This window comes from Micromonospora sp. RTBAU3-60 (assembly GCF_054963695.1).
Genome location: NZ_JBUEGB010000001.1, coordinates 272,433 through 286,997, shown reverse-complemented (window position 1 = coordinate 286,997; position 14,565 = coordinate 272,433). Strand labels below are relative to the sequence as shown.

The window sequence follows — 14,565 nt, the reverse complement described above, 5'->3', positions numbered from 1 at the left end:
CTTCGACCGGGGCCAGTAAGGTAAGCCTTACCTGTGCGACAGCGTCTCAGTTTCCTTCTGGCCAGCACTCTCGTCGGCCTGTTGTCCCTGACCGCCTGCGGCGGCCCCGACGGCGACCCGGGCAAGCCCGGGGACAAGCGGCTGACCGTCTACAGCGGCCGCAGCGAGGCCCTGGTCAAGCCGGTGCTGGAGAAGTTCGAGAAGGCCCGCGGCGTCAAGGTCGACGTGCGCTACGGCACCACGTCCCAGATGGCCGCGCAGCTGCTGGAGGAGGGCAAGCGCAGCCCCGCCGACGCGTTCTTCGCCCAGGACGCCGGCGCGCTCGGCGCGGTCAGCAAGGCCGGCCTCTTCGCGGTGTTGCCCGCCGAGCAGCTCGACCGGGTCCCGGCCGCGTACCGGGACGCCAACGGCCGGTGGGTCGGCGTCAGCGGCCGGTCCCGCGTCCTGGCCTACAACGCCGACCAGGTCCGTGCCGCCGAACTGCCGACGAGTGTGTTCGCGCTGACCGACCCGAAGTGGCGGGGCAAGATCGGTGTCGCCCCCACCAACGGCTCCTTCCAGGCGTTCGTCACCGCCCTGCGGGTGCAGCACGGTGACGCCAAGGCGCGCGAGTTCCTCACCGGGCTCAAGGCCAACCAGCCGCAGATCCGGGAGGGCAACGTCCAGATCGTCGCCGACATCGACGCCGGCACCCTCGCGGTCGGCCTGGTCAACCACTACTACGTGTACGAGTTGGCCAAGGAGCGCGGCGGCAGCACCGACGTGCTGAAGGCGAAGCTGCACTTCTTCCCTGACGGCGACACCGGTGGCCTGGTCAACGCGGCCGGCGTCGGCCTGCTGGAGCGGGCCGGCGCGGACCCGGACGCCCAGGCGCTGGTCGACTACCTGCTCGGCACCGAGGCGCAGACCTACTTCGCTACCCAGACCTTCGAGTATCCCTTGGCGGCCGGGGTGCCCGCCGCGCCGGGTCTGCCGCAGCTGACCGCCCTCGAGGCGCCGAAGATCGACCTCAACGACCTCGACACCCTCGACGCCACCGTCGCAATGATCAAGGAAGCGGGGCTGGCCTGAGCGCCGTCCTGGCCGGCGACCGTCGGGCGGAGGCCCGGCGGTCGCCGCGCCGGCCGATCCGCCGCCCGGCGCTCACCGCCGCCTCGGCCGCCGCCGTCGCGGTCGCCCTGCTACCGCTGGTCTACCTCGCCGTACGCGCCGGCGAGGCGGGCGGTGACCGAGTCGCCGCCGAGCTGTTCACCGCGCGGGTCGCGGTGCTCGCGCTACGCAGCCTCGCTCTCGCCGCCGTGGTCACCGCCGCCTGCGCCGTGCTCGGCGTCGGCACCGCACTCCTGGTGACCCGCACCGACCTGCCCGGCCGGCGGGTCTTCGGCGTCGTCGCCGCGCTGCCGCTGGCCGTCCCCACCTATGTGGCCGGCTTCGCCTGGACCGCCACCGTCACCGGCTTCGAGGGCTTCTGGGCCGCCGCCCTGCTGCTCACCCTCTGCTCCTACCCGTACGTCTTCCTGCCCGCGGTTGCCGCGCTCAACCGGACCGACCCGGGCCAGGAGGAGGTGTCCCGATCACTCGGGAAGGGACCATGGGCCACCCTGTTCGGGGTGACCCTGCGCCAGATCCGCCCCGCCGTCGCCGCCGGCTCACTGCTGGTCGCCCTGTACGTGCTCAGCGACTTCGGCGCGGTCTCCATCGTCCGGGTCGACACCTTCACCCGGGCCATCTTCACCGCGTTCAACCTCGGCTTCGACCGCACCGGCGCTCTCGTGCTGTCCACTGTGCTGGTGCTGCTCACCGTCCTGCTGATCGGCGCCGAGCTGACCACCCGCACCCGCGACGCCCGGTACGCCAGCACCGCCGTCCGACCCCCCGTACGGCTGCGGCTGGCCCGGTGGCGCGGGCCTGCGCTGGCCGGTCTGCTCGCGGTGAACGGGCTCGCCCTCGGCGTGCCGGCCGCCGGCCTGGCCCGGTGGCTCGCGGCCGGGGTGTCCCGCCCCGGCTCCCTCGCCGAGATCGCGGCCGCCGCCGGCGCGTCGCTGACGGTCTCCCTCGCCGGTGCGGCACTGACCATGCTCCTCGCCCTGCCGCTGGGGCTGCTCACCGCACGGGCGCCGGGACCGGTCGCCACCGTGCTCGACCGGCTCACCTACGTGGCCCATGCCCTGCCCGGCGTGGTCATCGGCCTCTCCCTGGTGTTCTTCGCGGTCAACGTGGCCTACCCCCTCTACCAGAGCGCCTGGCTGCTCGCCCTGGCGTACGCGACGCTCTTCCTGCCCCTGGCCGTCGGCGCGGTGGCCTCCGCCGCCGCGCAGAGCCCGCCCGCCGTCGAAGAGGCCGCCCGGTCCCTCGGGCGCGGCCCGTTCACGGTGTTCCGCACGGTGACCCTGCCGCTGACGCTGCCCGGCATCGGCGCCGGCGCCGCGCTGACGTTCCTCACCTGCGTGAAGGAGCTCCCGGCCACCCTGCTCTTGCGCCCGACCGGGATGGACACACTTGCCACCGAGCTGTGGACCCACACGTCCACCGCCGCGTACGCGGCCGCCGCCCCATACGCCGCGATCCTGGTGGCGCTAGCCGCCGTGCCGACATGGTTGCTCGCCGTCCGAACCGGACTCACCGGAGGTGCCCGATGACCGAGAGGATGGTGACCCTGACCGGGGTGACCAAGTCGTACGGCCGGGTGGCCGCGCTTGCCGGCGTCGACCTGGACGTCGCCCGCGGTGACCTGCTGGCCGTGCTCGGCCCGTCCGGCTGCGGCAAGACCACCCTGCTGCGCTGCCTCGCCGGCTTCGAACGGGTCGACTCCGGCGTGGTCACCGTCGCCGGGCGACAGCTCGCCGGCGACCGGCTCCACGTGCCGCCGCACCGCCGCCGGGTCGCGGTCGTGCCGCAGGACGGCGCGCTCTTCCCGCACCTGTCCGTCGCGGACAACGTCGGCTACGGCCTGGCCCGGGCCGACCGGCGTGGCGGCCGGGTCGGGGAGGTGCTGGCCCTGGTCGGGCTCGCCGGATACGGCGGGCGGATGCCGCACCAGCTCTCCGGTGGGCAACAGCAGCGGGTGGCGGTGGCCCGGGCCCTGGCCCCTCGCCCGCCGCTGGTGCTCCTCGACGAGCCGTTCAGCGCTCTCGACGCCCAGCTCCGTGGCGAGCTGCGCGCCGACGTCCGCCAGGCGCTGCGCGCTGACGGGGCGACCGTCGTGCTGGTCACCCACGACCAGGGCGAGGCGCTGTCCATGGCGGACGCCGTGGCGGTGATGCAGGCCGGCCGGATCGTCCAGTGCGGTCCTCCGGCCGAGGTCTACCGCAACCCCGCGGACCCGTGGGTTGCCGCGTTCGTCGGCGACGCCGTGCTGCTGCCGGCCACCGTCGACGTCGATGTGGCGGTCACCCCGCTCGGCCGGTTGCCGCTACGCGGCCCGGCGACCGGCGGCACCGTCACCGTGCTCATCCGCCCCGAACAGCTCCGACTCGCCCCGAGCGGCGGGTCGGCCGCGACGGTGGTCCGGCAGGACTTCCACGGACACGACGCGCTGACCACCCTCCGGCTGCCCGACGGCACCCTGCTCACCGCGCGGACGCTCGACGAGGGCGCCGAGCTGTCCGCCGGTGCCCAGGTCGGGGTGACGGTCCGCGGGCAGGTCCGCGCGTACGCCGGGCCGGTCTGAGCCGCCGCCGGGCCGACCGGCAGGATGCGGGCATGGACGACGACGTACGCGGATACCTCGCCGAGCTGGTGGACCGGGCCCGGGCGGTGCTCGGCGAGAATCTGGTCGGCGCGTACGCGGCCGGCTCGGTGGGGCTGGGCGCGTACCAACCGGGACGCAGCGACGTGGACGTGGCGCTGGTGGTCGCCCGCCCGCTCGACGGCGCCGCGAAGCGGGCGCTGGTGGACCGGCTGCGGCACGAGGCCCTGCCCTGCCCGGCGCGCGGCCTGGAACTGGTCGCCTACCGGCGGGACGTCGCCGGCTCCGGCACCCCTGAGCCGGGCTTCGAGGTCGAACTCAACACCGGGGCGACCATGCCGTTCCGCGCCACGTACGACCCGGCCGACCGGCCCGCCGCCGACGGGCGCTTCTGGTACGCCCTCGACCGCAGCATCCTGCGCCAGTCCGGGCTGAGCCTGCTCGGCCCGCCCGCCGCCGACGTGTTCGCCGATCCCACGCCGGAGGACCTGCGCCGGCTGCTGGTCGCGGCGCTGACCTGGTGGCTGGCGCTGCCGACCCCGTCCGGGGACGGCCCGGCCCCCGGCGCGGAGGACGCCGTGCTCGGCGCCTGCCGCTCCCTGGTTCGCTGCCGCGACGGCGTCTGGCTGGCCAAGGTGGACGCCGGGCGGCGGCTCGCGGCGGGACAGGCGCGGCCCGGCCCCGGCCGCGACGACGCCGACCTGATCGAGCGGTCGATCGCGGCCCGCCGGGGCGGCCTGCCGCCGAGTGGCCCCGAGGCCCGCGCCTTCCAGCGCCGGGTCCTCGACGAAATCGCCGGCACGCATTGACGGAGCTCGACGCTCTACTGTAAACAAGGTGTACCGCTGAGTCGGGGAGGCCCCATGCGACGCTCGGTACCGCTGGCCGCGCTCCTGCTCGCGCTCGCCACCACCACGCCCGCCGCCGCCGCGCCGCCACCCCGGCCGGCGCCCGCACCCGCCGCGGCCACCCCGATCCAGGTCTACGGCGCCTGGCACTGCGGCAACGACTACTGCACCTGGGGCACCGCCCGCACCGTGACCGAGTTCGACAGCCAGAACCACTGGCTGATCGACCGGGGCGACGGGCGGCCCTCGGTCAACCTGGTCGTGCTCAGCTTCGTCAACCCGCTCGACCTGCTGCACCAGACCACCGACGCCACCACCCTCGACGGCGTGCCGCGCGGCATGACCCCCGAGATCGTCGGCTGGTTCACCACCCACGGCGTGCGGGTGATGCTCTCCATCGGCGGGATCACCTACACCGACGACTGGGACGCCGCCCTCGCCGAGAACCCCACCCTGCTCGGCCAGCGGGCCGCCGCCGTCGCCACCCGGCTCGGCGTGGGCATCGAGATCGACTACGAGCAGAACAGCAGCCCCAACCTCACCGGCCTCCAGTCCTTCATCGACGCCTACCGGGCGATCCACCCGTACGACGCCACCGGCGCCCGGCCCGAGGCCCGGCTCACCATCGACGTGGCGGCCGGCGACCGGTGGCTCATCGACCTCAACCGCAAGGCCACCGCCGACTGGCTGCGTACCGACACCCCGGTCCTCGACTACGCCAACGCGATGGTGCCCGCCCGACCCGCCTCCGCCAGCACCTCGCAGGCGAGCTGGCAGGAGCACGTCGACGGAAAGCCGCAGTACAGCCCGCCGGTGCCGCCGCTGGCCCCGGCCAAGTTCACCGGCGGCGTCTACCTCGCCTACGGCGGCAAGCCGCTGCCGGAGTGCGTCGACTACGCCACCTCGGTGCAGCAGGCCGCCGCCCCGTACGTGCAGAGCGTCGCCCCGCGCGGTGCCGGCACCACCGCCGGCATGCTCGGCTTCATGTTCTGGGCGGCCGAACGCCCCGCCACCCGGGGCATCGGCACGGTGCCGCCGAACACCTGCGAGCGCGGCGCCGGTGCCGGCGCGACCGCGTTGGCCGCCCCGGTGCCGATGCCCGCGCTGCGGCAGAGCTGACCGGGCGGGACCCGGCCGGCCGGGCCGACGGTTGCCGCACGTCCGACGGGCACCTACGCTGTGCGCGACCACCAGACACAAAGGAGCGTCGGTGACCGAGCAGCCCCTGACCGCCCCGGCCCGCGCCGACGCGCTGGACACCAGCGTCCCGCACTCGGCCCGCCTGTGGAACTACCTCCTCGGCGGCAAGGACAACTTCGCGGCCGATCGGCAGGCCGCCGAGCAGGTCCTCGCCTTCATGCCGGAGCTCGTCCAGTCGGCCCGGTTCAACCGCGAGTTCCTCGGCCGCGCGGTCCGCCACCTCGCCGGCGAGGCCGGCGTCCGGCAGTTCCTCGACATCGGCACCGGCCTGCCGACCGCCAACAACACCCACCAGGTCGCCCAGGCCACCGCGCCGGAGTCGCGCATCGTCTACGTCGACAACGACCCGATGGTGCTGGTCCACGCCCGCGCCCTGTTGACGAGCAGCCCCGAGGGCGCCACCGACTACATCGAGGCGGACCTGCGCGACCCGGAGCTGATCCTGGCCGAGGCCCGCCGGACGCTGGACTTCGACCAGCCGATCGCCATCATGCTGCTCGGCATCGTCAATTTCGTCGTTGACGACGAGGAGGCCGCCCGCATCGTCCGGCGGCTGGTCGACGCCGTGCCGCCCGGCAGCTACCTGGTCCTGTCGCACCCGACCCGGGAGGTCAACCCGGAGGCGGTCGACCGGGCGCTCGCCATGTGGAACGAGGGCGGCGCCGCCAAGATGGCCGTCCGGACCCCGGCGGCGATCGCCCGGTACTTCGACGGGCTGGAGCTCCTCGAACCCGGCCTGGTCACCTGTTCCCGGTGGCGTCCGGACGGCAACGACACCACCCCCACCTCGGAATACTGCGCGGTGGGCCGCAAGAACGGCTGACCCGGGCCGGCCGCCCGGGCACGGTGCCGGGCGGCCGGGATCGGATCAGTCCCGCACCCAGGTGAAGGTGACCCGGGCGCCGGCCGGCAGCCGGTCCAGGTCGTTCAGCTCCAGCACGCCGGTGACCGCGCCGAACAGCTTGGCCTTGCGCAGCCGGAGCTGCCCCTCCGGGAGCTGGTAGCGGTAGAGCCCGTTGGCGTCGGTGCGCTTGGCGTCCTGCACCGCGATCGTCCAGTCGCCGTCCTTCGCGTGCAGCCCGATCTCCTTGCGCCAGGTCAGGCCGGACCCCAGGGTCAGCACGAACTCCACCTCGTCGGCGGGCTTGGCGCCGGCCTCGATCCGGTAGTCGACCGCGTCGTGGTCCCGGGTGATCAGCTGACCCGCCGGCAGCTCGGACCAGGCCGGCAGGTGGCTGGTGGGCAGTGGGTCGCCCATCGGCAGCTTGGCCAGCGCGCCGTCCGGCACCACCCCCACCCGGTCCCAGCGCAGCCCCAGCGCGGTGAACGTGGTGGGGTCCGGTACGTGGTGCAGCGCGCCGCCGGACACCAGGTAGACGGGATCCTTGTGCTCCTCGCGGAGCACCGTGCCGTCGATCGGCACCGGGGTCAGGGCGCGCAGCGAGTCGCGCGGCACCACCCGGACGTCGGACCAGGCGAAGCCGAGCCGGATCAGGGTGTCCGGGTCGGGGATGTGGAAGCCGTGGCCGCCATAGGTGACGTACACCTCGGGGCGGTCGATCTCGCGGAGCAGCAGGCGGTCGCCGGGCCGGTCGGCGACGTACGCCGTCGAGCCGTCGGGCAGCTCGACCACCTCGGTCCAGCGCAGCCCCAGCCGATCGAACTCCTGCGGGCTGGTCACCCAGAACTTCGCCCCGCCGTGCACCACGTAGATGCGCGGGTCGGAGCGGTCGCTGAGCAGCTTGCCCGCGGAGAGGTACCACGGCGTCCGGGGGGAGTAGCGCTCCACGAAGAAGCCCCGCCACTCGTCGCCGTTGCTCTGCCGCACCGCCCGGTCGGCCGGGTCGTACGCGGTCTTGAACTCCAGCACGTCCTCCCGCCGCCGGAACCGGTTGTCCCAGATGAAGATCCGGGTCCGGGTGGCGTCCTGCTCGTAGCCGTACGCCACCACCTGGTGGTCGTTGCCGAAGCCGGCCGGGTCGCGGGACTGGACCAGCCCGAGCGGCTGCGGGAGTCCCTGGTCGAGCAGTTGCTTGAGCTTGGGGAACTGCTCCTCCCGGGTCATCCGGGCCACGCCGATCCCGCGCAGCGTCGTCGGGTGGTCCGGGGTGCTCATGAACTGGGCGTACATCGCCCAGTTGTCCATGATGCTGGTGATCAGCCGGTCGTAGATGTAGTCGGCGACCGGGTTGCCGTCGGCCGGGAGCGAGCCGGCGTCGGGCACCGGGAGCCGCCGGTGCCAGTGATCCAGCGCGGCGAACGCCATGCCGCCGCACCGGCCCTTGGTCTCGGTGATCGGCAGACCGATGATCTTGATCTGGTTGACGAAGGCGTTGGTGAAGGCGAAGCCGTCCCAGGCCGGACGGAAGGACACCCGCATGAGGACTCCCGAGTGTGTTCAGTAGGTGACCCGGACGCCCATCTGCGCCCAGGTGAGCCGGCCGACGATGCCGTCGTCGGTGAGCCCGCGCATCCGCTGGTACCAGCGGACGCCCGCGTCGGTGCGCTCGTCGAAGTCGACGCCGGGCGGGCCGCAGCGGCGGGTGCCGATGAAGCGCTTGACGAAGGCGACGTCCTCGCCGGTGCTGCCCCGCCGCACGGTGCGGGACCCGGGCGCGCGCCCGGGCTGCGACGGGGGCGGCGCGGTGGCCTTCCGCAGAGCCGCCAGGGTGGCCGGGCCGACGACGCCGTCCACCGTGAGCGCCCGGGCCCGCTGGAAGCTGCGCACCCAGGCGGTGGTCCGGGGCCCGAACGCCCCGTCGACCGTGAGCCCGGCATCGAGCCGGTTGGCCAGCGTCTGCAACTCCCGTACGTCGCTGCCCCGGCACCCGTCGCGCAGCACCCGGTCGCCCAGCCGGGTCACCGCCGCGGCGGCGATGCCCCACGGCCGCTGGCTGTCCTCCAGCGCGCGCTGGTGGCTGACGCTGACGTGCAGGTGCTTGTTGTGGGGGTTGGAGCCGGTGTAGCGGGCGGGGGCGAAGCCGCGGACGCGGCTCCAGATCACCCGGTTGTAGATCACGTACTGGCAGGACGGGTGGGTGATGCAGTGGCGGATCACGAGCAGCGGGTCGATGCCGTCGACGTCCACGTCGATGGCGTTGACCGAGCGGTCGTCGCCATCCGGGTTGTGGTCGGAGCGGGAGCCGCGCGCCTGGTGGGCGGCGTCGCCGATCCAGCCGTCGGAGCCGCGGTCCCGGTGCGGCCACCGGGCGTTGATCTCATCGCGCAGCACCCGCAGGGTGGGTGCCAGGTGAGCGCTCACGTCAGTGCTCCTCGTCCAGGGCCAGGTCGTAGTCGACGTCGTCGCCGATCAGGGACTCCGGGTCGTCGTCCTCCTCGAAGACGGTCACCTGGTAGTCCGGGTCGGCTGTGGCGGTGTCCATCACCGTGTCTCCGCTCTCCGCTCGGGCCGGCGCGGTGGCCTCCACACCGGCGGGTCGCCGCGCCCTCGCCGGCCGCCGAGGCGTGCCGACCGAAGGCTGCGTCCACTGTCGAAAGTCCAGGTCAGCGCGGCAAGGCATGAGTCGGCTATCGGCGACGCGGCGACCCGAGCGGCGGCCGATCCGCGCCGATCGAGCAGCGTCGCCGCCGACCGGTCGGGCCGGTCGTGGGGGATCGGTGGAGCCGGCCGCTCCGCCGGGCGGTGATGCACGGCACGATCGGCGCGGCGGCCCACCGGTTCGGTCGGGCCGCCCACGCCGCTCGCCTACGCGGCCCGCGCCGTCGGTGCGCGCGTCGCTGCCCGCGTCGGGTCCAGGGCGCTCGTCCGCGCCGCCGCCCAGAGCGCTCGTACGCCGCGCGCCGGCCGCTCCGAGGGCCGCGCCGCCCTTACGCCGCCCCGCGCGTCGGCCAGGGTGCCCGCTATCCAGGCGACGCGAGCGGCGTGGCCGGAGATGGCGCGGACGGGCCAGTGCACCAGGTCGCTGGTCACCTTTCCCCGGTGGCGTCCGCACGGCAACAACACCACCCCACCTCGGAATACTGCGGGTGGGCCGCAAGACCGGCTGACGCGGCCCGGCCGCCAGGCGCGGCGCCGGGCGGCCGGGATCCGCGGATCAATAGACGGTCATGCCGTAGGCGCTGGCTGGTCTGGTGTCGATGCTGGCCCCGCGGCAGAGCCGAGATCGGTCAGTGGTGGGAGCGCCGCTGAAGGCCGCCCGCCATCGGCCCGTAGCGGGCAGTTCGCCGCTGTTCGTGGCGGGCCACCGCCTCGCGCCGGCAGTCCAGGCAGAGTCGCTCTGTACGCTGCTGGCCATTCCGGGTTCTGCCGACGGTGCGGGTGTTGTCGTCAGTACGGACGTGCCCATTCCGGCAGTGGGTCACCAGCTCCGCTGCGGTGCGCCGGTAGCCGTATCGGGTGCGGGCATACTGCCGGGCGCACTCACGGCACTCGCCGTTGCCACGCGATCTGCCTACCTGGAACGTGTCGTGACCGCGAGGACAGTACTGCACGGGTGGACGCAGACCTTTCCGTCGGCCCTCGTCCTTGATCTTCTGACAGGCGATGCAGCCGCCCGAGGGGTAACGACCGGTCTCGGCGTAGGAGTGCCCCTTGGCGCACCTGATATGTACGTCCGTACGCCGAGGAGGACCCTTGCGCCGGCGGTCGGGATGACAGCCTGCGCACGTTCCGTCCGAGTTGACACCGACCGCTTGTCGGACGTGCCCGTTGCGGCAGGTACGTCGGCGTCTGCTCGACGTCGCTGCTCGCTTGCTGTTCTCCCTCCGGGGCACAGCTTCAAGGTGATCAGAGTTGAAGCAGGCCGGCTTTTGGCAGAGATGATCGAGCGTCACGTCGTCGTCGAGCGTGCCACTGGCGAGTTCGTAGGCAACCCGGTGGACGTAGCGGGTCCGGCCCGCGACGGAGAGGACGCCGTAGCCGCATACTTTGGCTCCGGTCCAGATCCAGCACCCGTCACTGTCGACGAACCGGCGGGCGAGAAGCCGGTCGGCTACGGCCAGGTGCCCCAGGGGCTTTCCGAAATGATCCCGTCGCCGGAGATTTTCAGCCCGGGTGACCAACTCCAGGTGAGCCGGATTGACGCAGGCCCGGTCTCGGCAGAGATGATCAATTTCATGGCCTGGCGGTATGTCACCGACAAATGCGGCGTAGGCGAAGCGGTGTCCGCTGACACGCTTGCCGTCGGCCATGATCGAACCGTAGCCGTTGCTCCGGGCGCGTCCCATGAGATACCAGCAGGAGTCGGTCTTCTCGAGCGCCGTGATGAAGCGCGCGACATGTGGCTGTACCTGCTGCTGAGTCAATGGCACAGGCGATTATGGCAACGGTGCTGTCGGGCAGCGCGAACGTGACGCGGGTATCGGAGACAGGGGTGACCTGCGTCACGATCAGCGCACAAGGTCAGCTAGGCCGCTGCGTAGCACGGCGGTCAGTTCGGCATGGGACGGACCGGTGTCATCGGGCGGCAGCAGGGCGAGCACCCGCGAGGCAAGTGCGTCGGCAAGCGTGTGGATATCGGCCGGTGTGCGGGACGGGCTGGCGTCGACGGGCGTCGTAGGCGGCGCGGTGACAGGGGCGCCGGTGTCGGTGCGCGGTTGGGGCAGCCGGGCCAGCGCCGCCCGTACCGGTGCCGGGTCCGCGGCCAGTCGGGCGACGGCCTCGCCGACGGTGCGGACCGTCAGGACGATCTCGTTGAGCACCGCCAGCGTGGACATGCCGCGCGGGATGCCGCCGCCGGCGTACTGCCAGGGCAGGGCGCGCAGCTGGGTGGCCACCGCCGGATCCTTCAGCAGAGCGAGGAACCGCTTCGCGTCGTCGCCGCCACCGTCGCCGTCGGCCAGCCCCCAGGGTCGCTGGTCCCGTTCGGCCGCCTCGGTGGCGCGGATGCCCAGGTGCAGCCGGCCCGCGCCGGGATCGGTGCCGGCGTACGGCCGCCGGGTCCAGCCGTCGTCGGCGCGGGCGCTGCTGCCGGCGAGGATCCACTGTGTCGCCGACGGGTGGCGCTGGAACGCCGCGAGCAGCGCGGTGGTGTCGACCCCGGTGACGTCCACGTCGAGCGCGTCCACGGTGTCCCGCAGGTTGGCCCGGTGGTCGGCGTGGTGGGTCGACTCGACCACCGTGCGGCCGCTGCCCGGCCAGCGGCGGGTGAGCTCGGCGCGCAGCGTCTCCAGCGCCGGGGCGAGCCGGCGGGGCGCGGCGGCCTCGTTGGCGATCAGCTCCCGCAGCGCCTGCTGTTCGGCCGTCCGCTCGGTGAGGTCGCCCTCGTCGCGGTGGTAGTGCGACCAGACCTGGCAGCCGTTCGCCTTCGCCCAGGCGTGCATCCGCCGGTACCAGTCGGCGCAGCGGCTGCCGTCGGGGTCCAGGTCGACCGGGTAGCCGCCCGCCGTGGTGATCCGTGGATGGTTGATCTCGGCGATGCCCCACGGCTTCCCGGTGGCCTTGGCCAGCTCGACCATGACGGCGAGGGCGGCCGGCGGTTCCTCGTACGCGGCCGGGCGGAACGGGTTGGGGGCCGTCGGGTCGTATGGGTACCAGTCGGCGAGGACCAGGTCCACCGCGCCGGCCTCGTGCTCCGGCCACCAGGTCCGCCAGTTGTTGACCCGGCGGCCGGCGGCGTCGACCCGGCGTACCCATTGCAGGGTCCAGCAGACCGCGAGCCGCAACCGGCCGTCGTGCCGGGCGGGGTGGTCGCCCACCTGGGTCCGGGTGCGGGTCCACGACTTGCGGAACTCGGCCGGTGCCGGGTCGCCGCCGGTCTGCTGCTCCGGTTCGTGATGCGGCACCAGGATCAGCCGGCCGGTCCGGCCGGTGGCCTGCCAGGCGGCGACGAACGCGGCGGCGTCCACGTCCGGGTCCTTGTGCGAGACGATGACGTCGGCGCCGGCGGGCACCTGGGCCAGCCGCTGCCGCTGGTCGGTCCAGGCCGACGCGGGCAGCCCGTCGCCGGGCCCGAAGAAGATCCGCACACAGCTGGTCCCCGGGTACGCGGTGAGCAGCCCGGGCACGGTGCGGGTGCCCGGGCACCAGCCGGTGGGCATCATGCGGGTACCTCCACGGCCAGCGGCTCCAGGTCGGCGCGGACCGCCTTGACCTCCCAGTAGAAGGCGTGCGAGGCGGGGGAGCCGTCGACGGTGCGGACCCGGAACCTGCCGTCGCGGACCCGGCCGGCGGCGAGCGGGGAGACCGGCTCGTCGTCCTCGAAGACCGGGGTGAGCTGGATGGTCCGGTCCTCGGGGCGGGTCAGCGCCTCGAAGTACGCGGGCAGCTCCACCGTGGCGACGCCGCCCTCGAGTCGGCCCTCGCCCCGGTAGTAGACGCCGTTCTCCGGTCCCTCGATCGCGGCGTGGATGAGCTGCCGGCGCTGGGTGGCGTCCGGCGGGTCCAGCGGGTGGTCGATGGCGAACTGCTTGGACTTGCCCTTGATGACGCCGCTGCCGGCGTTCAGGCTGATGGTGTAGCCGCTGGACTCGCTGAGGCCGAGGTAGATGGCGCCGGAGGCGAACAGGTCCCAGGTGCTGATGCCGCCGCCGCTCCACGAGGCCAATGGCGGCGTCGCCGGGCCGACCATGAGCTTGCCGGTCACGGTCATGTCGCCACCGAAGGAGCTGCGGTTCTGCACGAAGAGACAGCCGCTGTCGGCGCCGGGCACCCCGCCGAAGCCGACGTACACGCCGGCGGCGTTGAGCAGGTGCAGGCGTTCCGGGCCGCCGATGTGCAGCCGGGTGCCGCCGTTGATCCAGCTCCAGTTCGGCAGGGTGAGGTTGCCGTTCACCCACGCGTTGCCCTGGACGGTCAGGTCCCCGTTGCCGGTGCCGTCCTTGACCACGGTGACCCCGCCGCTGGCCCGGACCGCGAAGTTGCCCTCGGCGGTCAGCGACAGGCCGCCACGCCCGCGCAGGGTGCTCGCGCGCAGCTCCCGCACGCCCAGGTCGGCGTACGGCTTGCTGCCCTCGGCGTAGCTGAGGTTCGGCCCGTCGGCGCTGCGGTCGACCAGCTCGAAGCCCTTGCCGGCGCGGAACGACAGCTGAGCGTGCTGCACGCCCGGACCCCAGAAGCCGAGCGCGGTGACCACCTGCCCGGCGCTCACCAGGGTGCCCTCCATGCTGCCCAGGTGCAGCATCCCGCCGCCGATGCGCAGCCGGTCCGCACCGTACTGGGTGAACGCGATCAGGTCGTCGGGGTCGTTGTTGTTGGCGATCCGCAGGATCGTGTTCTCCCCGCTGTACGGCCAGTAGCGGATGAACGCCTCGTCACCCGAGCCGCCGCCCGGGTCGGTGGGGAAGGTGATGCCGGCCTGGGACCCGCCGCCGACGGCTGGCACGATCGCGCCGACCGGCACCCGTAGCCCGGCGACCTGCCGGCCGGTGCCCTGCACGGTCACCGTGCCGCCGGTCCGGGTCACCTTGCCCAGCAGCACCGCGTGCGCGGCGTCGGGCGGGGCGGTGGCGCTGACCTTGACCAGCCCCTCCTCCGTCCACCGGGTCTCCGCGGCGACCCCGCCCTCGTCGCGCGGGTCGGACAGGAACTCGTGGTACTCCACCCAGACGAAGAAGGTGCCGTCGCCGGGCAGCGCGTTGCGCCGGCTCTCCGGCAGCACGATCACGATGCCGTCGCCGTCGATCGCGACGCCCTGGCCGACGGTCACGTCGCTGCCGGTGGCGGTCAGCTCGAGCCCACTGACCACGCCCATCGGCCGCAGCAGCCGGGCGGCCAGGTTCTGCCGGGCCAGCAGGTAGTCCAACGCCTGGGTGAGGTCGTCGGCGCGCAGGTACTCGTAGTCGTAGTACCGGGGCCGCGCCATCGGCAGCGGCAGGTCCTTCTTCCAGATGATCGTCATGCGTGTTCTCCGCTGTCTGTGGTCGGTCGCG

The 14,565-nt window shown here is 73.4% G+C and carries 12 protein-coding genes; 6 read left to right on the top strand and 6 right to left on the bottom strand.

Features of this window, described 5'->3' with window-relative positions:
• Positions 1–33: 33 nt before the first annotated feature.
• The 6 genes from ACY34I_RS01130 (at position 34) to ACY34I_RS01105 (ending at position 6,559) form a co-directional block, all read left to right on the top strand.
• Positions 34–1,071: an iron ABC transporter substrate-binding protein gene (locus ACY34I_RS01130; RefSeq protein ID WP_462751559.1), complete on the top strand. Its 1,038-nt coding sequence runs from the start codon at positions 34–36 to the stop codon at positions 1,069–1,071.
• A gap of 56 nt (positions 1,072–1,127) precedes the next feature.
• A complete protein-coding gene (locus ACY34I_RS01125) occupies positions 1,128–2,639 on the top strand; it encodes an ABC transporter permease (RefSeq protein WP_462751923.1) in 1,512 nt (503 codons plus the stop codon).
• A complete protein-coding gene (locus ACY34I_RS01120) occupies positions 2,636–3,670 on the top strand; it encodes an ABC transporter ATP-binding protein (RefSeq protein WP_462751557.1) in 1,035 nt (344 codons plus the stop codon). The genes ACY34I_RS01125 and ACY34I_RS01120 overlap by 4 nt, the downstream gene beginning before the upstream one ends.
• A 32-nt stretch (positions 3,671–3,702) precedes the next feature.
• Positions 3,703–4,497: a nucleotidyltransferase domain-containing protein gene (locus ACY34I_RS01115; RefSeq protein ID WP_462751555.1), complete on the top strand. Its 795-nt coding sequence runs from the start codon at positions 3,703–3,705 to the stop codon at positions 4,495–4,497.
• A gap of 54 nt (positions 4,498–4,551) precedes the next feature.
• Positions 4,552–5,655: a glycoside hydrolase family 18 protein gene (locus ACY34I_RS01110; protein ID WP_462751553.1), complete on the top strand. Its 1,104-nt coding sequence runs from the start codon at positions 4,552–4,554 to the stop codon at positions 5,653–5,655.
• A 91-nt stretch (positions 5,656–5,746) separates the two neighbouring features.
• Complete coding sequence (locus ACY34I_RS01105; RefSeq protein ID WP_462751551.1) at positions 5,747–6,559, top strand: SAM-dependent methyltransferase; 813 nt, start codon at positions 5,747–5,749, stop codon at positions 6,557–6,559.
• Positions 6,560–6,604: 45 nt separating this feature from the next.
• Here the strand turns inward: ACY34I_RS01105 and ACY34I_RS01100 are convergent, their stop codons facing one another.
• From ACY34I_RS01100 to ACY34I_RS01075, 6 genes are all read right to left on the bottom strand, one after another.
• On the bottom strand, positions 6,605–8,116 hold the full coding sequence (locus ACY34I_RS01100) for a hypothetical protein (RefSeq protein WP_462751549.1): 1,512 nt from the start codon (positions 8,114–8,116) through the stop codon (positions 6,605–6,607).
• Between the two features lie 18 nt (positions 8,117–8,134).
• Entirely contained in the window at positions 8,135–8,998 is an 864-nt protein-coding gene (locus ACY34I_RS01095) for a peptidoglycan-binding domain-containing protein (RefSeq protein WP_462751547.1), read from the bottom strand.
• A gap of 444 nt (positions 8,999–9,442) precedes the next feature.
• Positions 9,443–9,667 (bottom strand): hypothetical protein, encoded by a 225-nt coding sequence (locus tag ACY34I_RS01090; RefSeq protein ID WP_462751545.1) that lies wholly within the window; start codon positions 9,665–9,667, stop codon positions 9,443–9,445.
• Between the two features lie 197 nt (positions 9,668–9,864).
• Entirely contained in the window at positions 9,865–10,887 is a 1,023-nt protein-coding gene (locus tag ACY34I_RS01085) for an HNH endonuclease signature motif containing protein (RefSeq protein ID WP_462751921.1), read from the bottom strand.
• Positions 10,888–11,085: 198 nt separating this feature from the next.
• On the bottom strand, positions 11,086–12,738 hold the full coding sequence (locus ACY34I_RS01080; RefSeq protein WP_462751543.1) for a serine/threonine-protein kinase: 1,653 nt from the start codon (positions 12,736–12,738) through the stop codon (positions 11,086–11,088).
• A complete protein-coding gene (locus tag ACY34I_RS01075; RefSeq protein ID WP_462751541.1) occupies positions 12,735–14,534 on the bottom strand; it encodes a hypothetical protein in 1,800 nt (599 codons plus the stop codon). Before ACY34I_RS01075 ends, ACY34I_RS01080 begins: the two co-directional genes overlap by 4 nt.
• Between the last annotated feature and the right edge of the window lie 31 nt (positions 14,535–14,565).